Raw genomic sequence first — 17,975 nt, forward strand, 5'->3', positions numbered from 1 at the left:
CCCTTAGCGTTGGGTACCTGCCGTCATCGATTCCAGCACGCCATCGCGCCGGATCATGCCGTGGTACAGCGCAGCCGCGATGTGCAGCAGCAGGTACGCCCCAACCGCATGGGCCTGCCGCAACAAGGCATAGAGTTGGGCGTGATGCGGCAAGATGGCCGGGAGCTGCACCGCACCGGCCAGCACCACCGGACATCCCCCTGCCGAGAGCATCCCCCAACCGATCAGCGGCATGGCCAGCATCAAGCCGTACAGCAGCACGTGCGACGCAATCGCCGCAAGGTGTTGTGCGCGAGGCATCGACCGCGGCAACGGCGGCGGACGGTGGATGAAGCGATTGACGATCCGGACCAGCACCAGCAACAGGATGGCGACACCAATCGTCTTGTGCAGCGACAGCAGCGCGAGATATCGCGGAGAGACCGTCGCCACCATGCCGACACCGATAAACAGCATGGTCAGGATGAGGACGGCCATCGTCCAGTGAAGCAGTCGGGAAGGCAGCGAGAAGCCTCGGGCAGTCGTTCTCATGATCGGCCTCCTGCCTGCACTTCGGCTTCGGTGATGGCCCCCGGTGGCTTGGCCGCGCGCTCTCGCTCCCGCAGGGTGAAAGACCGCGCATAGGCAGCGGACCGGGCGCTCGGGATGCCATCCGCGGACGTCGTCATGCCGGCCGGCAGCACCGTGGGATCGAAATTGATGTCGGTACAGGTTCCGGCGTCTTCCGCCGTCAGCTTGTCGAGCGTCACGGTACCCACCTCCACGTGTGTGCGGTCGTCAGGCCAGGGAAGGTTAGGGCTGACCGGGTCGCCGGCGTGGCCAATGGTCACCACCATCTTCCACTGCAATGGCTGACGTGCGGCCTCGGCGATCAGGGCATTGAACAGGTAGTTTGGATCGCCAGCCGCCTGCGGGCCCACCGGCGCGAACGCCTGAACCGGCACGGCGGACCAGCGCACCGGCACGGAGGCGCCCGCCTGGTTGGCAAAGACGAACGTGTCGAGCCCGTTGTAGGTGCTGTTTGCGAAACCCGAAGACACCGCCCGCTTGCCCACGATGCCGACGGCCGACACGAACGCCGGATGCGCGGCGGCAAACGCCTTCATCTTCTCGGGGTCGGGCTTGCCCGTCTTCTGATCGGGTACCGACGCAATCATCTGCGCGTAGAAGGCCTGCACGTTGTCGAACGGAAACACCGGAATGTCGATCATCGCGGTCCGCCATTCTTCTCCGCCGGGCGGCTTCAACTGCATCGCCAGGCTGCGCACCAGATTCGGGGCGTCCGGGATGAACGGCATGCCGCCTGCGAAGGCAAAACGTGCAGTGACAGGCACACGCCCGGGCGCCAGCACATCGGCCTTGCTGAACGGCACGCCCGCGCCGTTGCTGTCGAACCACCCGGTCGCGCACAGTCCCTTGGCGTGGTTGCGCCGAAAGCCCACGTGCTTGCCGTTGACGGCCTCGAAGCCGTCGATCACCTTGCCCTGGGTCAGCCGCCCAGGCGTGAACCAGCCGCCAACATAGGCGAAGCCACACGCCATGCAGACGACGGCGGCGCCAATGGCGCCCAGCCGGATCGCAACGGCATTGCGGCTGAGTTTGCGGGGGTCTTCGTCCATGTTCGCTCCTTGTTGAACAGGATCCTTGGGTACCGAAGACCAATACTTGTCGATTTCCACGGCGCGCGCGTTTGGAACAGGCAACGCTTTGTCCGATTCGCACACCGCCATGCACGACCTGCGCGACCTGCCCGACCTGCCCGATAACCCCGCCGCCGCGCCCCGCCCCCCCTATTCAGTCCACGGTAATGTGATTGGTACGGATGACGTTGCCCCAGGCCGAGACGTCGTCGCGCACAGTCTGCGCGAACTGCTCGGGGGTCTTGACCTGCGGCATTGCCATGTTCAGCAGCAGGAACCGCTCGCGCATAGCCGCGCTGGTCAGTATCCGGTTCACCTCGGCGTTTAGCCGCTGCACGATGGTGGCGCTGGTGCCCGCCGGCGCGAACATGCCGTACCAGCTGTTGGTCTCGAACGGATAGCCCTGTTCGGTCATGGTCAGCACCTCGGGCGTGGCCGGCGCGCGCCGGGTGCCGCTGATGGCCAGCGCGCGCAGCTTGCCGGCGCGGATCAGCGGCACCGACGAGGAGGTATCGACAAAAGCCACCCGTACGATGCCACCCTGCATGTCGTTCAGGATCTGCGGCACCGTCTTGTACGGCACGTGCCGGATGCGGATGCCTGTCTGCATCTTCAGGGCCTCCATGGTCAGGTGGCCGCCAGACCCGATGCCCCACGACGCATAGTCATAGGCGTCCGGCCGCGTGCGTACATGCTCCACAAAGGACTTCAGGTCGCGCGCCGGAAAGTCCGGCACCACCGCCAGGAAGTTGCCGCCCGCCCCCACCTGCACCACGGGAATCAGGTCGCGCAGCCCGTCGTACGGCATCTTCGGCTGGAGGGTCTGGTTGATGACCACCGTGGCGGCGTAGGTGAACAGCAGCGTGTGGCCGTCCGGCGCGGCCTTGGCCACGATGTCATTGCCGATGATGCCGGTGGCGCCGGGCTTGTTGTCGATCACAAAGGACTGCCCGAAGACCTTGCCCAGCTGGTCCGCGATGGGCCGGGCGAACAGGTCGGGGCCGCTGCCGGCGGACCCCGGCACCACAAGCCGCACCGGGCGGGACGGCCATGGGCTGGCGGCGCCGGCCGGCTTTACGGCAGCAGCCAGCCCTAGCATCGCCATCGCCATCGACTTCAGCAGCGTGCGGCGTCCGGCGTCGGTCTCGTCTTCATCGGGAAGGGGGAAGCGTCGTGTCATCGCCATGCCTCAGTGAATGCCGAATTTGTCTTCCACACCCGCCGAACCCGCCTCCAGCACCATGGCGGCCGCCACGTACAGGCTGCGCGACACATAGCTCTGTACCTGTTTGGCCCGTGCGCGCAGCCATTCGGCCTTGAGCTGGCGCGCCTCGGTCACGTGTGGTGCATCGCCGGGCACCAGGGCCAGCAGGTCGATCACATGCAGCGCCATCTGAAGCTCGCCCCGTGCGGCCAGGGCCTGGGCGTGCCGCACTACCGCGCCGTGGTTGTCGATGGCCGCCGCCATCTCGCTGGCCACCTGCTGCGGCGCCGCCGGATGCAGCGTGGTGGCGTTGCGGTCCCACCAGCCGTTTTCGGAGCGGTAGATGTCACGGGCGATGTAGCTTGGGTCGCCGTAGGTCGGCCGCATCCATGGCTGCTCGAACAGGTCCGGCGGCGGCCGCAGCGCCGCCAGCATCTCGCGCTCGTTGCAGCCGGCATTCATCAGGCGGACCACCTCCTCGCGCATCCAGCGCAGGGCCCGCGCGGTGTGCAGCAGCACGTGCTGGCAGGTGTCCTCCCCTTCCAGCGTGGCACCGAACTCGCGCACCACGGTCTGCGGGCGCAGGCCGGCCAGCCGCTCCAGCGTCTCGGCCCAGCGCACGGTGTCGCGCAGGGTGCGGAACGGGGTGCCGATATTGGGAATGGAATCGATGATGGCCGGGCCGCCATAGAGCAGCCGCCGGCCGGGCAGCCAGACCGCCACGGCATCGTCGGTCTCCGAGGGCGCCCAGAGAATTTCCGCGCGCCGCTCGCCGTGCCCCACGGTCATGCCGTCGCGGAAGGTCTCGGTCGGCGTGGTCTGCCGCAGCTTGCCGGCCAGCGCCCCGGCGCGATGCCGGAACTGGATCTCGGCCATGCGCTCCTGCAGGCGCTGCGTTTCGCGGTAGCGGCTCTGGCGCGCCAGCACGTTCACATGGGCCAGCACACGCGGCGCCGGCTCGCCGCGCTGCGTGGCGTGGTCGATCCACTGCTGCACGCCCGCGTTGTAGCCGAGATGGCCGTGGCTGTAGCAGAGTGCGATCACCGGCAGCGGGGTCTGCGTGCGCAGCACCTCGATCATGCCGGCCGTTACGGACCCGCCGGGGCCGCTGTCCACCACCAGCAGGCCGTTGCCGACGTCGGCGACGAAGGTCTGGCCCTGTCCGTGCAGCAGCCAGACACCCTCGGCAATGCGGTCGATCCCCTTGCCGGTGATCAGTGCGGCCGGACGATCCTCGATCTCGTTCATGGCATCCCTTCCAGTTTGGCGAAGGGACATTTCACGCGCAGACCGCGCACTATCGTCAGTGGGGAAAGTCCCCGGGCGGCACGGCGCGCGGCCTGCGGCGCCAGCACCGGCGCGCCCTGGCGGGGGGTACGAAATTTTCGCTGTGAACCGCCGGTTATCACCTGCGCGGCGCAGGGAATTCCCGGCGCGCGCCTGCTGCGCTAGCCAGCCACCATCGGGGCGATCGGGGCGATCGGGATCGGGGTTGCGCGGGCCGCAGGTGCCGGGTTCGGCACCTGGCGCCGCAGCGGGCTGTCCGGCATCTTGCTGAGGTAATGCACCTCACGGCGCAGCAGCGTGGCGAACTGCTCCGCCACCGGCGTCATCGGCGAATCGGCACGGTAGATCAGGCTCACCGCGTGGCTCGGCAGCGGGTCTTCGATCGGCAGCGCCACCAGACCGGCCGTGGCCAGGCGCCCCGGCACCAGCTGGCGCGGCAGCAGGCACAGCAGCGAACGGTCCTGCAACAGCGTCTGGATCATGCCGATGGTGTCGCAGCGCACCGCCACGCGGGGCAGCGGCAGGTCCTGCGCGCGGAAGGCGTCGAGGATCGCCGCGCCCGGGCCCTGCATGCGCCGGCCGGTCAGCACCCAGTCGGAGCCGACCAGTTCACGCAGCGTACGCGCATGGCGCAGCGGATGCTCCTGATGCGCCACCACCACCGAGTCGTTGTTGTACAGCGGCTCGCAGACAAACTCGCGTTCGATGCCCTCATCGGGAATCGGGCTCACCGCCATGTCCATCACGCCCGCGCGCAGGTCGGCCAGATGTTCGGGATAGACGCCGCTGTCGATACAGACCTGCACGTCCGGATGCTGGGTGCGGAAGCGCTTCAGCACCGCCGGCAGCAGCAGGTTAGCCGGCCCACCCGTGGCGCCGATGCGCACCACGCCGTTGCGCGTGCCCAGCATCTGGGTCATCTCTTCCGTGGCCTTGCGCGCCTCGGTGGCGATCAGGCGCGCCCGGCGCAGGAACGCCTCGCCGAAGCGCGACAGCACCACGCCGCGCGTGGTGCGGGTCAGAAGTGGTACGTGCAGCTCTTCCTCGAGCTGGCGGATGCTCTTGGTGATGGCCGGCGCCGATACATCGCGCGCCTTGGCCCCGGCGCGAATGCTGCCGCTTTCCGCCACGGCAATGAAATCCTGCAACTGGCTCAGACGCATGACTCGCCTCCCCCCAAAGACCGCGTGGTAACGCCCTGCCTGCGAGCATAGCGGGATTTGCCGGCATCAGTGATAACCCGGGGTGCTAACCGTGGGTTATCGCACCCCTTTTTGCGGAGGCTGCCGGCTGTGCCAGGCGTGCCCCATCATCCCCTTCCATCGATGCCACGCATCGTCACGAAACGAGAGATCGATGGCAACTCCAGAAGACCTGCCGCTGGCAGGCATCCGCGTGGCCGAGTTCGGCCAGTTCATTGCCGCGCCCGGCGCCGCGATGATGCTGGCCGACCTGGGCGCCGACGTGATCAAGGTGGAGCCGCTGCGCGGCGACAGCGCACGGCGCTTCGACGGCACCAGCACGCAAAGCCCGATGTTCCTGGCCTACAACCGTGGCAAGCGCGGCATGGCGCTGGACCTGCGCCAGCCGTCTGGCACCGAGGCCGCCCGCCGGCTCGCCCTGTCGTGCGACGTGGTGCTCCACAACGCCCGGCCGGGAACGATGGAGTCGATGGGCCTCGACGCCGCCTCGCTGCGCGCCGCCAAACCGGCGCTGATCCACGCGTCCGTCACCGGCTTTGGCACGCGCGGCCCGTCGCGCCTGCGGCCGGGGCTCGACATCGCCGCGCAAGCCGAAAGCGGCATGATGTCCGTGACCGGCGAAGCGGGCGGCCAGCCCTTGAAGGCCGGCTTCGCCCTGATCGACGCGGCCACGGCGCTGGCCACCGCCAACGCCATCCTCGCCGCGCTGTTCCGGCGCCTGCGCACCGGCCGGGGCGAGACCATCGAGACCTCGCTGCTGACCGTGGGTATCCAGCTCCAGGCGCAACTCTGGTCCGAATACCAGTGCTCGGGCGCCCTGCCGGTGCGCAGCGGCAACAGCCAGCCGAAAGCCGCGCCGGCGGCGGATGTCATCGCCGTGGCCGATGGCCATATCGTGCTGTCGGCCTACCTCGACGAGCACTGGGTGCGGCTGTGCGAGGCCATCGGCCAACCCGCGCTGGCACAGGACCCGCGCTTCGCGAGCAACCCGCTGCGCGTGCAACACCGCCCGGCCCTGCTGGACGTGCTGCACGCCGCCCTGCGTGGATACACCGGGGAGCAGGCGCGCGCGCTGCTGGAGCGCCATCAGGTGGTGGTGGGCGTGGTGCGCGACTACCGGCACGACGTGCTGGCAAGCGGCCTCCTGATGCGCGTCGGCGACGGCCTGGGTGGCGAGCTTGCCCTCCCGGGCCTGCCTTTCACGATGGCCGGCCTGCCGCCCGCCGCCATGCCCTCCGTGCCCAGGCTGGGCGAGCACACCGCCGCGGTGCTGCGCGAACTTGGCTATGACAACGCAACGATTCGCACGATGGCGCAGGCACGCGCCATCGCCGTCGAATCCCTCGACATGACGGAGGCCGGCGCATGACACGCGATACCCCCATCCTGCTCGACCGGCATGACGGCTGGGCCGAGATCACCCTGAACCGGCCGGAAACCCGCAATGCCATCGACATGGCCACCGCCGAAACGCTCGGCGAGGCCATCGAATCGCTCGAACGCGAGCCCGCCTTGCGCGCAGTGGTGCTGCGCGGCGCCAACGGCGCGTTCTGCTCCGGCCTCGATCTGAAAGCACTGCAGGCGCATCCCGATGGCATGAGCGGCTTCGCGGCGCGCTGGGATCGCGTGCATGGCGGCCTGATGCGCAGCCGCAAGGCGTGGATCGTCGCGCTCGAACGTCACGCGGTGAACGGCGGCGCCGCGCTGGCGCTGGCCGGCGACCTGCTGGTCTGCGGGGCGCAGGCGTTCCTGCAGATCGCGGAAGTGCGCATCGGCATGAATGCGCCACGCAATATCGCCTGGCTGGCCCTGCGGCACGGCGAGGCCGTGGCGGCGCGGCTGTGCCTGCTGGGCGAGCGCGTGCCGGCCAGCGAACTCCTGCGGCTTGGCATCGCGACGGAGGTCATTGCCGACGCGGACGTCGTGGCCCGTGCGCAGGCGCTGGCCGCGACGATTGCGGGCTTCCCCGCCGACGCGGTGGCCACCATCAAGGGCAGCCTGCGCGCCGCCAGCACGCGCCTGCCGCCGGCCGACTGGTTCGATGCCTGCGCCGACAAGGAGATCCGTCATGGCTGAGTTCGAAGCGCTGCGTAGCGAGGTCCGCGCCTTCGTGGCGGAGGCCCTGCCCCCAACCGTGCGCGAGAAAGTGCGCCTCGGGCTCGAAGTCAGCAAGGACGAAATGATCGACTGGCAGCGCCGGCTGGCCGCGCGTGGCTGGCTTGCGCCGCACTGGCCAGCCGCCTGGCAAGGGGCCGACTGGAGTGCCGCGCAGCGCGCCGTGCTGCAGGAAGAGCTGGTGCTGGCCCACGCCCCCGAGACCGGCGGCATATCGATCGAGATGATCGGCCCGATCCTGATCCGCTACGGCACGCCCGCCCAGCAGCAGTACTTCCTGCCGCGCATCCTCAATCTCGAACACTGGTGGTGCCAGGGCTACTCCGAGCCGAATGCCGGGTCGGACCTGGCGTCGCTGGGCACCCGCGCGGTGCGCCGGACGCGCCCGGACGGCACCGAGGTCTACGTGGTCAACGGCAGCAAGATCTGGACGTCCTACGCGCAGTACGCGGACTGGATGTTCTGCCTGGTGCGCACCGATACCGAGGCACGCGCGCAGCAAGGCATCAGCTTCCTGCTGATCGACATGCGCAGCCCCGGCGTCAGCGTACGGCCGCTGATCGGCATTCACGGCTGGCATCTGTTCAACCAGGTCTTTCTCGATGACGTGGAAGTGCCGGTGGACATGCGCGTCGGCGAGGAGAACGCGGGCTGGTCCATCGCCAAGTCACTGCTGGAACACGAGCGGCTGAATCTGGCGCGTGTGGCCGAGAACCGCCGGCGGCTGGCCAAGGTACGGGCGATTGGCGCCGAGGTAGAGGAAGCCGGCGAACCGCTGCTGCGCCGCCCCTGGTTCGCGCGGCGCCTGCGGGAACTTGAGGTGCGGCTGGAAACACTGGCGGCCACGGTGCTGCGCTTCCGGCGGCTCGAACGGGCCGGCGGCGCGCTCGAGCCGGAGACCGGCATGCTCAAGCTGATCGGCAGCCGGTTGATCCAGGACATCGAGAACCTTGCGGTGGATGCGCTGGGCCCGGACACGCTGGCCTACGACCGCGCCGCGCACTTCGAGCCACCCGCCACGCAGCCGGATCGCTCGCCGTACGCACCCGCCGCCTCGGCGCGCCGCTTCGTGACACGCGGCTACACCATCGCCGGCGGGTCGAGCGAAATCCAGCACGAACTGCTCGCCAAGCAGGTACTCGGACTCTGAAGGACGGCAACCGGCTGCGGATTCAACCGGCCGGCAACCCACACCACATGACAGGACACTCAAGCATGGAAGACCGCGACGACGCGCGCATCGAAGAGCGCCGCATGCTGCAGGCCAGCGTGGAGCGCTTTGTAGCGCGCGGCTATGACTTCGCACAGCGCCGGACCGCGCTGGCAGAGTCCGATGGGTTCTCGCGCAGGCATTGGCGCACGTTCGCCGAGATGGGCTGGCTGGCGCTCGGCCTGCCGGAAGCCTGCGGCGGACTCGGTGACGACATGGATCAGGCCCTGCTGGCCGAGGCGCTGGGGCAAGCCATGCCGGCGGAGCCGTGGCTGGCCAACGTGGCCCTGTGTGCGCCGTTGCTGGCGAACGCTGGCAACACGGCGCATCTCGCCATGGCCGAGGCCATCGCCGCCGGGGAAAGCTTCGCCGCCTTGGCCGCCTTCGAGGCGCAAGGCCGCCACGATGCCTTCGACGTCGCCACGCAGGCGGAACAGCGCGGCACCGCGCAATGGGTGCTCGATGGCAGCAAGACACTTGTGCTCGGCGGCGGATGTGCCGATGTGCTGCTGGTGCTGGCCCGCACCGCAGGCGCCCGCCGCGATCGCCATGGGCTGACCCTGTTCGCCGTGCCCGCCGGTGCGCGCGGCGTCAGCGTACAGGCGTTACCCACCTACGACGGCCGCCAGACCGCCACGGTCACGCTGCGGCGCGTAACTGTGCCGGACGACACCCGTATCGGCCCGCCCGGCACGGCCTGGCCGATGGTGCAGGCCGCCATCGACCGCGCCACGGTCATGGCCTGCGCCGAAGCGGTTGGCGCCATGACGCGGGCTTTCGCCCTGACGCGGGAGTACGTGATGACGCGCCAGCAGTTCGGCCGCCCGCTCAGCGCCAATCAGGTGATCCGGCACCGGCTGGTCGATCTGTTCGTCAGCATCGAGCAGGCCCGCGCCATCACGGAGGCCGCCGCGGCCGCGTTGCAGGCCGATGACGTCACGCGCATGCGCGCGGTGTCCTGCGCGAAGGCGTTCGTTTCCACAGCCGGGCGTGCGCTCGGTGAAGACGCCGTGCAACTGCATGGCGCCGTGGGCATGACCGACGAGATGGAGGTCGGCCATTGCTACAAGCGGCTGGCCGCGCATGCGAACCTGTTCGGCGATGCCGACTGGCATCTCGCGCGGCTGGATGCACTCGAATCCGCCGCCCAGGCATCCGCCTGAGCGGCATTCACCCGGGCGCGCCGCACCGACGCAAGGTGCGCCCATCCACGACACGCCGGCAACGTACCGGCTTGCGCGGCCAATGCGCCGCTACGGAGACAGCATGATGGAAAGCCAGCACACTGGCATCCGCGGGGTGTTACCGACCCTTGCCGCAACGCTCGCCACGTTGTCCGGCCTGGGCCCCGCGTTGGGCCATGCCGAAACGGCGCCCTACCCCAATCGGCCCATTCGCATGATCCTGCCGTCCGCCGCAGGCAGCGTGACCGACCAGACCGCCCGCCTCGTGGCGGAGCGATTGTCGATCGCGCTGAAGAAGCCCGTGGTGGTGGACAACCGCCCGGGCGCCAACGGCATCATCGCCAGCGAGATGGTGTCCCGCGCGGAGCCCGATGGCTACACGCTGCTGTTCACCTACTCGGCCACGCTGACCGTGAACCCGTGGATCACGGCCAACCTGCCCTACGACCCGCTGAAGGACTTCACGCCCATCGCCCGGCCCAGCGCCCCCGGCGGCAATCTGCTCGTCGTCACCTCCACCGTGCCCGTGCACAACCTCAAGGAACTGATCGCCTACGTCGAGGCCAGCCCCAAGGAGCTGGCGTACTGCTCCTGGGGCGTGGGCTCGGGCGGCCATCTCACCATGGAGTACCTGAAGGCCAAGACCGGCATGCGCCTGCGGCACGTGCCCTACAAGAGCGCCGTGCAGTGCACCAACGACCTGGTGGCCGGCCACGTGACGATAGCCTTCACCGATGCGCTCTCCGCCGTGCCGCACCTGAAATCGGGCCGCATCCGTGGCGTGGCCGCGTCCGGCCCGGAGCGGATGCTGACCGCGCAGGACGTGCCCACCATGGGCGAGCAGGGTATCCCCTTCAACCAGGCCAGCTGGCTTGCGCTGTTCGGGCCGAAGAACCTGCCGGCGCCCATCGTCAATCGCCTCAATGCCGAGGCAAACCGCATCCTCCAGTCGCCCGAGGAACAGCAGCGCTTTGCCGCGATGTACCTGAAGCCGGGCAAGCCCTCCACGGCCGGCGAACTCGGCGATCTGGTGCGCGCCGACCTCGGCGCGTGGGGCGAGGTGGTGAAGACCGCCGGCGTGACGCCGCAGTAACCAGACGTATCAACACAACATCCAAAACAAAGAACGGGAGACAGCAATGAGAGAGAAGTCGAGCCGCTGGCGAAACCTGCAACGTGCCATCGGCATGGGCCTCGCCGTGGGATGCGGCAGCGCATCGGCCGTGACGGTGCAGTTGTTCGGTGTGGTCGATGCGTCGATCGAGTACGCCAGGGGATCGGAGAGCGTGGTGCGCATGCGTGAGGGCCAGCAGGCCGCGTCGCGCTGGGGGCTGCGCGGCATCGAGGATCTGGGTGGCGGCACCAAGGCCAACTTCCTGGTCGAATCGGGCTTCAATATCGACACCGGCGCCGAGTTCTTCGGCAATGGCCGCCTGTTCGGCCGCCAGTCGTGGATGGGGCTGTCGAACGAGTCGTGGGGCGAGGTCCGGTTGGGCCGCCAATACACGCCGTCGTTCTACGCGCTGCTGCGGCTGGACCCGTTCCTGCTCAACGGCATGGTGTCGCCGTTCAACCTGCTTAGCGTCACGGCGTCACAGGGCACGGGCCAGGTGGCTTACGGCGCGCGCTTCGACAATGCCCTGCAGTACTTCTCGCCGAACTGGGGCGGCTTCTCGTTCGGCGCCGCCGTGGCACCGGGAGAAGTGCCCGGGGCCCCACGCTCTGGCACCAACTTCGGCATGAACGTCGCCTACGAAGCCGGCAACGCCTACGCGTTCTACAGCTACCAGGGCATGTACACCGGCGCGGCCACGCCGCAGGTGGAGACGGCGCTGACGTCCAACCACTTCGTCGGCGGCTCGTACCGCTTCAAGCCGGTGGAGGTGGGCCTGCTGTTCAGCACGGCAAACAGCCGGCTGCCCAATACGCGCGTGGCGCGCCATTACGGTGTCACGTTCAGCTGGAACGTCACTGCGCGTGACACCTTCAAGGCCGCCGCGCTCAAGCGGCAGGTGTTGGGCGGCGACGAACGGCCATGGTCGATGACCATTGGCTGGGATCATGACCTGAGCAAGCGCACCACCGCCTACCTGCGCGCGGTCTATGTGCACAACAGCCCGGGCGGCAGCGTCTCCAACAACAGCATCGCGATTGATCCTGGCAGCGGCGATGACGCGCGCTCGATCAGCGTGGGCCTGCGGCACCGATTCTGACCACGCGGCAGACACCCCGGGCGGCCGGTATCGGAACGCCGGCGATCGGTCTATATTTCTGCAAAAGCGGTGCCCCACGCCGCACCATACGGAGACAACATGCTGGATCTGGAACCCTTGCTGCGTCCACGCTCGATTGCGGTCATCGGCGCCTCCACACAGGCCGAGAAGGTGGGCGGCATGCCCATCCGCCTGCTCGGCGAACTGGGCTACGCCGGCCGCGTCTACCCGGTAAATCCCGGCGCGGACACGGTGCAGGGGCTGCGCGCCTATCCGACCATCGACGCCATCGGCGAGCCGGTGGACCTGGCCATCGTGGCCGTGCCCGCAGCCAGCGCACCCGACGTGATGACCCAGCTTGGCCGCGCCGGCGCCCGCGCCGCCGTGGTCTTCACCTCCGGCTTTGCGGAAGTCGCCGGCGGCGCGGCCCTGCAACAAACGCTGGCCGCGAATGCGCAGGCGCACGGCGTGCAACTCCTTGGCCCCAACTGCCTCGGGGCGATGAACCTGCGCGCGCGCATGTTCGCCACGTTCTCGCCCATCCCGCTGACTGGCGTGCCGCCCGTGGGCGAAGTCGGTCTGGTCAGCCAGAGCGGTGCGTTTGGGGCGTACGCGTTTGCCCTGGCGCGCGAGGCCGGGCTCGGGCTGAGCCACTGGGTCACCACCGGCAACGAAGCCGGCGTGCAGGTGGCCGATGTGATCGAGTGGCTGGCGCACGACCCCGATACCCGCGTGATCCTGACCTATATGGAAGGCGCCCGGGACGGCGCACGGCTGCGCCGCGCGCTGGCTGCCGCGCGTGACGCCGGCAAGCCAGTGGTGATGACCAAGGTCGGCACCACGGCGGCCGGCGCCAGCGCCGCGCAATCCCACACCGCCAGCCTGGCGGGCGAAGATGCGGTCTATCAGGCTGTGTTCGACGAGTACGGCGTGCATCGCGCCCCGACACTCGAAGCCTTCTTCCGCCTGGGCTACACGCTGGCGCGAGGGCGCCGGCCCGCGCGCTGGCATGCGCGCGGCGGCTTGCCGGCCGATGCGGTGGCGCCGGTAGCCATCGTCACGGTCTCCGGCGGCGTTGGCATCATGATGGCCGACAGCGCCGAGTCGCTGGGGCTGCCGCTGCCGCCCATGCCCGACGCCGCCGCCCACGCGTTGCGTACCGCCATCCCGTTCGCCAGTACCAACAATCCCATCGACGTAACCGGGCAGGTTGTGGCGCAGCCGAAGGTCTTTCTCGATGCGCTGGCCGGCGTGGCCCGCTGTGGCGAGTACGGCAGCGTAGCCGCGTTCCTGGCCGGCGGCGCCAACGCCCCGCGCCTGTGGACCGAATTGCAGCAGACCGTGGCGACACTGGCCACGGAGCCGGAATCCGCCCCGCTGCTGGTATCGGGCGTGATGGACGACGAGAAGCGCGCCTGGCTCGAATCACGCGGATGTCTGGTGTTCCGCGAACCAGCCCACACGATGGAAGCCGTGGCCGCGCTCGCGAAAGCGGCGGCCATGGAGGCATTGGCCAGCGCCCCGGCCGAGGCGCACGCCCCGCCCGCTGCCATCGCCCCGCCGGATTTTCCCGAGCACGCCACCGCGCTGTCGGAAGCCGAGGCGATGGCGTGGCTGGCTGAAGCCGGCGTGCCCGTGGCGGCGCACGGCGTAGCGCACGACGCCGATGAGGCCGTGCGCATCGCCGAATCGCTCGGTTACCCCGTGGCCGTGAAACTGTGCTCGCGCACCATCCTGCACAAGAGCGATATTGGCGGCGTGGTGCTGCATCTCAAGGACGCGGCGGCCGTGCGCAACGCCTTCGCCCGCGTGCGAGCCGCCGTGCGGCAGACGCGCGATGCCAATGGCCAGCCCGCGCACTTCGAAGGCGCCATCGTCGCGCGCATGGTGCGCGGCTGGGGCGAGATCATGGTCGGTGTGCGGCGCGACCCGGTGTTCGGCCTCGTCGCGCTGGCCGGCATCGGCGGCACCGCCGTCGAGATTTTCCGGCAGATGGCGTTCGGCCTCGCCCCGCTGAGTCGGGCACGCGCCCGCGCCATGCTCGCGCAGAGCCGTGCGGAGGCCCTCTGCACCGGGCATCGCGGCCACCCGGCCCTTGATCTGGACGCGGTGGCCGACGTGCTCGTCAAGGTCTCGCGCGCCGCTGCCGCCCTCGGCGACCGGCTCGATACCCTCGAGATCAACCCATTCATCGTCGGCGCCGATGGCCTGTGCGCCGCCGACGCCGTCATCACGCTCCGCCACCCCGGCTGACCCCCACCCCCTTGCCCAACGACATGAACCATCCCGCACCGCCTGTCTTCGCCGCGCCCGTCCATGCCAGCCCGCAGGAGGCCCTGGTCGCCGCCGCCGCGCTGCCGCTCGTGATCTACGGCTATCCGCTGATCGAAACACTGCGCACCTGCCGCCTGCAAACCTCGGTCGATGCGCCCACGCGCTATGGCCGCGCGCCGATGAACACGCTCTCCGCCAGCGCACGGCAGTGGACGCACGAAGACCGCGACATCGTGACGCCCGCCAATGACCTGCTCTACTTCTGCGGCTGGCTGAATCTGGCCGATGGGCCGGTCACGCTGCGGGTGCCGCCGCTGCCCGACGCCGACCGCTACTACGTCATCGAACTGCTCGATGCCCACACCAACAACTTCACGAACCTCGGGCCACGCAATGTGCCGCTCGCCGGTGCGGACGTGGAACTGCTCGGGCCCGGGCAGCAGCCTTCCGGGGCACACGCGCAGGTCGTCCGCGCGCCGACCTCGCTGGTCTGGCTGATCGGCCGCGTGCTGGTGCAGGGCCCCGACGACCTGCCGCGCGCGTATGCCTTCGAACAGGGCTTCGAGATCGTGCGCAGCGCGGGGCCGGCACGCCCCGCCAGTGTGGCGCACTGGCAGGAAACCGGCGATGCGGCCATCGACTTCTTCCAGAACCTGTACCGCGCGATGGGCGATTTCCCGCCCGCACCTGCCGAGCAGGGGCTGTTCACGCTGCCGCGCAAGGCGGGGCTGCGGCTCGGGGAGGAGATTGACTTCGCCTCCCTGCGGGCGCCGGTCGTGGCCGGCCTGCGCAGCGCCTACCAGCAAGGCCTGGCCATCATCGAGGCGCACACCCGCAGCCAGGGCCACAAGGCGTGGGGCTACAGCATGCGGCTTGGCACCTATGGCGACGACTGGCTGTTGCGCGCCTGCACGGCCATGAAGGGGCTGGGCGCGCTGCGCGCGGACGAGGCGGTCTATGCCATGGCCGATTTCGACGCCGACGGCGAGCGGCTCGATGGCCGCAACACCTACGAACTGCGCTTCGCGCCGGGCATGCTGCCGCCGGCCGATGCGTTCTGGTCGGTGTCCCTCTATGGCGAGGACCGCTTCTTCACCGCCAATGCCATCGGCCGCTATGCCGTGGGCGACCGCACGCCGGGCCTGCGCATGGAGGCCGATGGCACGCTGGTCATCCCCGTGAGCCACGCGCGTCCCGCGCAGGATGACAACTGGCTGCCTGCGCCGGCAGGCCCGTTCTACCTGATCCTGCGGCTCTATCACCCAGGCAAGGCGTTCATGGACGGCCAATACACCATCCCCGCCGTGCGCCGCGCCGGCTGAGCAGCTCGTCAGAACAAGACAGGAGACACCATGCCCCAAGAGAAAGCCGGTACACCCGCGCTGGCGCGCGATGCCGTGATCTGCACGCTGCCGCTGTACGAGATGGCGCGCATGCGCGCGGCCACGTGCCCGCGACGCAACCGCGCAGGCAACTTCGCCGGAGACGGCCCCGCGTCCACGCTACGCTGGATCAACCACCTGATCCACACGCGCGCGCTGCTGGGCCCGCAGCACCGTCAGGTCGTCACGCCGAACAACGACACGCTCTACACCAACGCGTGGCTCGATCTGTCGCAGGGGCCGGTCGTGCTGCATGTGCCGGACTTCAACGGGCGCTATTACGTGCTGGGCCTGCTCGACTTCTACACGAACCCGTTCGGCTATATCGGCAGCCGCACCACGGGCACGGCGGCGGGGCGTTTCCTGCTGCACGGGCCATCGTGGCGTGGCGAAATGCCGGCGGACATGCACGCCGTGCCTTGCCCGACCGATGCGGTCTGGATGATCGGCCGCCTGCTGGTGGATGGTGATGCGGACCTCCCGGTGGTGCACGCGCTGCAGGACGCCATCCACCTGACCACGCTCGATGGCGCCGACGCTGCGCGGCCGTTCGACACCGGCATGCATCCGGGCGAGCAACTCGGCGATCCACAGCGCTTTGCCGAGGTGGTCGCCCGGGCGCTGCGCGAGAACCCGCCGCCCGCCGCCGAAGCTGGGCGGGTGGGCAGCTTCGCCAGCGTCGGCCTCGGTCCGGATGTCGTGCCCAGCGCCAGCCAGCGCGAAATCCTGGGCGCGGCGCTGCACGACGTGTTAGAGGCGCTGGCAGTGCCCCAGTCGTCCGACATGGGCGGCGGCTGGGCAATGTCCGTCGAGGTCCGCGAATCCTATGGCGGGAACTTCGCTCAGCGTGCGCACGTGGCGCGCAACTATATCGGCGCATTGGGCGTGCAGGAGGCGATGTACGTGATTGCGGACCGCAGCGGCGATGGCGAGCCGCTCGACGGCCGGCACGGATACCGGCTCGACTTCCCCGCCGACAATCCGCCGCAGGTGGGCGCCTTCTGGTCCCTCACGATGTACGACAAGCAGGACTGCATGCTCGTACCGAACGCGATTGACCGCTATTCGCTGGGCGACCGCTCGGCGTCGCTCCAGCGTGGTGCCGATGGCAGCCTCACGCTCTGGCTTTCCGCGCAGCCTCCGGCCGATCCGGCATTGCACGGAAACTGGCTGCCGGCGCCGCCGGGGCCGTTCTACGTGGCGTTGCGGCTCTACGTGCCGCAGGCCGCCCACCTCGACAGGACCTACCGGTATCCGGTCATCCAGCGCACGGGAGGTGCCGCATGACGCCGCAACAACGCATCCGCCGCCGCCTGCTTGGCGCCATAGCCCTGGCGGGCGTGGCGCCGGCCGCGTTCGCGGAGACCTACCCCGCCAGGCCGGTGCGGCTGATCTCGCCCTACGGGGCCGGCGGGTCCAACGACACCTCGGCCCGCGTGCTGGCCGAGGCGTTGAGCCGCAAGTACGACCAGCAGGTGGTGGTGGAAAACAAGCCCGGCGCCGGCACGCGGCTGGCCAGCGAGACGGTGGCCCACGCCGCGCCTGACGGCTACACCCTGCTCTGGGCCGCCGCGCCGTTCGCCATCAACACGGGCGCGGGACTCGCGCAGCGGTTCGACATCCACAAGGATTTCGTCGCCGTGGGGCCGCGCGTGCTCGGGCCGATCTTCCTGATCGTCAACGCGAATTCGCCGGTCAAGACGGTGGCGGACTTTGTGAAGATGGCCCAGAAGAAGCCCGATGGCGTGACGTTCGCCTCGCCCGGTATCGGCTCCGGCCCGCACCTGACGGCCGAACTGTTCGCGCAGCAGGCCAGGTTCAAGGCGCTGAACGTGCACTATCGCGGCGACGCCACCGCCTACACGGAGCTGCTGGCCGGCCGCGTGGATGCCACGCTGACCGCGATCACCACGGCGCTGCCGTTCATCCAGACCGGCAAGCTGCGCGTGATTGCCGTGGCGGCAGAAGCCCGCACGCCGGTCTATCGTGACGCGCCGACGTTTGCCGAGCAGGGCGTGCCCGGCGTGGTGGGGCACGGCTGGTTCGGGATCGTCGCTCCGGCGCGCACACCGGTCGGCATCGTCCAGCAGGTGAATCGGGATGCGACGCAGGCACTGGGCGAACCGGAGATCGTCAAGCGGCTGCTGGCGCTCGGCCTGCAACCGGTACCCGGCACCAGCGCTGATTTTGCCGGATTCATCGACAGCGAAGTGGCCAAGTGGGGCGCGTTGGTGAAGGCACGGGGGATTGTGCTGGAGTAACGC

Annotated in this window: 15 protein-coding genes; 10 read left to right on the plus strand and 5 right to left on the minus strand. The window is 69.3% G+C overall.

Features of this window, described 5'->3' with window-relative positions:
* Positions 1–3: 3 nt before the first annotated feature.
* The 5 genes from AB4120_RS03475 to AB4120_RS03495 form a co-directional block, all read right to left on the minus strand.
* A complete protein-coding gene (locus AB4120_RS03475) occupies positions 4–531 on the minus strand; it encodes a cytochrome b (RefSeq protein WP_441641846.1) in 528 nt (175 codons plus the stop codon).
* Positions 528–1,619 (minus strand): catalase family peroxidase, encoded by a 1,092-nt coding sequence (locus AB4120_RS03480; protein WP_441641847.1) that lies wholly within the window; start codon positions 1,617–1,619, stop codon positions 528–530. The genes AB4120_RS03475 and AB4120_RS03480 overlap by 4 nt, the downstream gene beginning before the upstream one ends.
* A gap of 175 nt (positions 1,620–1,794) precedes the next feature.
* Complete coding sequence (locus tag AB4120_RS03485) at positions 1,795–2,820, minus strand: Bug family tripartite tricarboxylate transporter substrate binding protein (RefSeq protein WP_441641848.1); 1,026 nt, start codon at positions 2,818–2,820, stop codon at positions 1,795–1,797.
* Between the two features lie 9 nt (positions 2,821–2,829).
* Positions 2,830–4,092 (minus strand): alkyl sulfatase dimerization domain-containing protein, encoded by a 1,263-nt coding sequence (locus tag AB4120_RS03490; RefSeq protein WP_149139134.1) that lies wholly within the window; start codon positions 4,090–4,092, stop codon positions 2,830–2,832.
* A gap of 200 nt (positions 4,093–4,292) precedes the next feature.
* Positions 4,293–5,294, minus strand: coding sequence for a LysR family transcriptional regulator (locus AB4120_RS03495; RefSeq protein WP_244844520.1), 1,002 nt, complete (start codon positions 5,292–5,294; stop codon positions 4,293–4,295).
* A 193-nt stretch (positions 5,295–5,487) separates the two neighbouring features.
* Between AB4120_RS03495 and AB4120_RS03500 the strand changes: the two genes are divergently transcribed.
* The 10 genes from AB4120_RS03500 to AB4120_RS03545 all read left to right on the plus strand — a co-directional run bounded on the left by AB4120_RS03500 (position 5,488) and on the right by AB4120_RS03545 (position 17,972).
* Positions 5,488–6,702, plus strand: coding sequence for a CaiB/BaiF CoA transferase family protein (locus tag AB4120_RS03500; RefSeq protein ID WP_149139133.1), 1,215 nt, complete (start codon positions 5,488–5,490; stop codon positions 6,700–6,702).
* The gene (locus tag AB4120_RS03505; RefSeq protein WP_211942807.1) at positions 6,699–7,409 is read left to right on the plus strand and encodes an enoyl-CoA hydratase/isomerase family protein; all 711 of its coding nucleotides are present in this window, start codon (positions 6,699–6,701) and stop codon (positions 7,407–7,409) included. Before AB4120_RS03500 ends, AB4120_RS03505 begins: the two co-directional genes overlap by 4 nt.
* Complete coding sequence (locus AB4120_RS03510; RefSeq protein ID WP_441641849.1) at positions 7,402–8,598, plus strand: acyl-CoA dehydrogenase family protein; 1,197 nt, start codon at positions 7,402–7,404, stop codon at positions 8,596–8,598. Before AB4120_RS03505 ends, AB4120_RS03510 begins: the two co-directional genes overlap by 8 nt.
* A gap of 65 nt (positions 8,599–8,663) precedes the next feature.
* Positions 8,664–9,821: an acyl-CoA dehydrogenase family protein gene (locus AB4120_RS03515; protein WP_250025898.1), complete on the plus strand. Its 1,158-nt coding sequence runs from the start codon at positions 8,664–8,666 to the stop codon at positions 9,819–9,821.
* A 106-nt stretch (positions 9,822–9,927) separates the two neighbouring features.
* Positions 9,928–10,935, plus strand: coding sequence for a Bug family tripartite tricarboxylate transporter substrate binding protein (locus AB4120_RS03520; RefSeq protein WP_441641894.1), 1,008 nt, complete (start codon positions 9,928–9,930; stop codon positions 10,933–10,935).
* Positions 10,936–10,981: 46 nt separating this feature from the next.
* Positions 10,982–12,055, plus strand: a complete 1,074-nt coding sequence (locus AB4120_RS03525) for a porin (RefSeq protein WP_392388532.1) — start codon at positions 10,982–10,984, stop codon at positions 12,053–12,055.
* 99 nt (positions 12,056–12,154) lie between these two features.
* Positions 12,155–14,308: an acetate--CoA ligase family protein gene (locus AB4120_RS03530; protein ID WP_149139131.1), complete on the plus strand. Its 2,154-nt coding sequence runs from the start codon at positions 12,155–12,157 to the stop codon at positions 14,306–14,308.
* Between the two features lie 23 nt (positions 14,309–14,331).
* Entirely contained in the window at positions 14,332–15,651 is a 1,320-nt protein-coding gene (locus AB4120_RS03535; RefSeq protein WP_149139130.1) for a DUF1254 domain-containing protein, read from the plus strand.
* A 30-nt stretch (positions 15,652–15,681) separates the two neighbouring features.
* Positions 15,682–16,998: a DUF1254 domain-containing protein gene (locus tag AB4120_RS03540; RefSeq protein WP_149139129.1), complete on the plus strand. Its 1,317-nt coding sequence runs from the start codon at positions 15,682–15,684 to the stop codon at positions 16,996–16,998.
* Complete coding sequence (locus AB4120_RS03545; RefSeq protein ID WP_149139128.1) at positions 16,995–17,972, plus strand: Bug family tripartite tricarboxylate transporter substrate binding protein; 978 nt, start codon at positions 16,995–16,997, stop codon at positions 17,970–17,972. The genes AB4120_RS03540 and AB4120_RS03545 overlap by 4 nt, the downstream gene beginning before the upstream one ends.
* Positions 17,973–17,975: the final 3 nt, after the last annotated feature.

The organism is Cupriavidus sp. 2KB_3, from assembly GCF_052115685.1.
Lineage (GTDB): Bacteria > Pseudomonadota > Gammaproteobacteria > Burkholderiales > Burkholderiaceae > Cupriavidus > Cupriavidus campinensis.

Coding starts and splice junctions, on each gene's coding strand:
- AB4120_RS03495 (WP_244844520.1), bottom strand. CDS start 5,294: ATGCGTCTGAGCCAGTTGCAGGATTTCATTGCCGTGGCGGAAAGCGGC.
- AB4120_RS03490 (WP_149139134.1), bottom strand. CDS start 4,092: ATGAACGAGATCGAGGATCGTCCGGCCGCACTGATCACCGGCAAGGGG.
- AB4120_RS03505 (WP_211942807.1), top strand. CDS start 6,699: ATGACACGCGATACCCCCATCCTGCTCGACCGGCATGACGGCTGGGCC.
- AB4120_RS03475 (WP_441641846.1), bottom strand. CDS start 531: ATGAGAACGACTGCCCGAGGCTTCTCGCTGCCTTCCCGACTGCTTCAC.
- AB4120_RS03510 (WP_441641849.1), top strand. CDS start 7,402: ATGGCTGAGTTCGAAGCGCTGCGTAGCGAGGTCCGCGCCTTCGTGGCG.
- AB4120_RS03535 (WP_149139130.1), top strand. CDS start 14,332: ATGAACCATCCCGCACCGCCTGTCTTCGCCGCGCCCGTCCATGCCAGC.
- AB4120_RS03485 (WP_441641848.1), bottom strand. CDS start 2,820: ATGACACGACGCTTCCCCCTTCCCGATGAAGACGAGACCGACGCCGGA.
- AB4120_RS03500 (WP_149139133.1), top strand. CDS start 5,488: ATGGCAACTCCAGAAGACCTGCCGCTGGCAGGCATCCGCGTGGCCGAG.
- AB4120_RS03480 (WP_441641847.1), bottom strand. CDS start 1,619: ATGGACGAAGACCCCCGCAAACTCAGCCGCAATGCCGTTGCGATCCGG.
- AB4120_RS03525 (WP_392388532.1), top strand. CDS start 10,982: ATGAGAGAGAAGTCGAGCCGCTGGCGAAACCTGCAACGTGCCATCGGC.
- AB4120_RS03545 (WP_149139128.1), top strand. CDS start 16,995: ATGACGCCGCAACAACGCATCCGCCGCCGCCTGCTTGGCGCCATAGCC.
- AB4120_RS03540 (WP_149139129.1), top strand. CDS start 15,682: ATGCCCCAAGAGAAAGCCGGTACACCCGCGCTGGCGCGCGATGCCGTG.
- AB4120_RS03515 (WP_250025898.1), top strand. CDS start 8,664: ATGGAAGACCGCGACGACGCGCGCATCGAAGAGCGCCGCATGCTGCAG.
- AB4120_RS03520 (WP_441641894.1), top strand. CDS start 9,928: ATGGAAAGCCAGCACACTGGCATCCGCGGGGTGTTACCGACCCTTGCC.
- AB4120_RS03530 (WP_149139131.1), top strand. CDS start 12,155: ATGCTGGATCTGGAACCCTTGCTGCGTCCACGCTCGATTGCGGTCATC.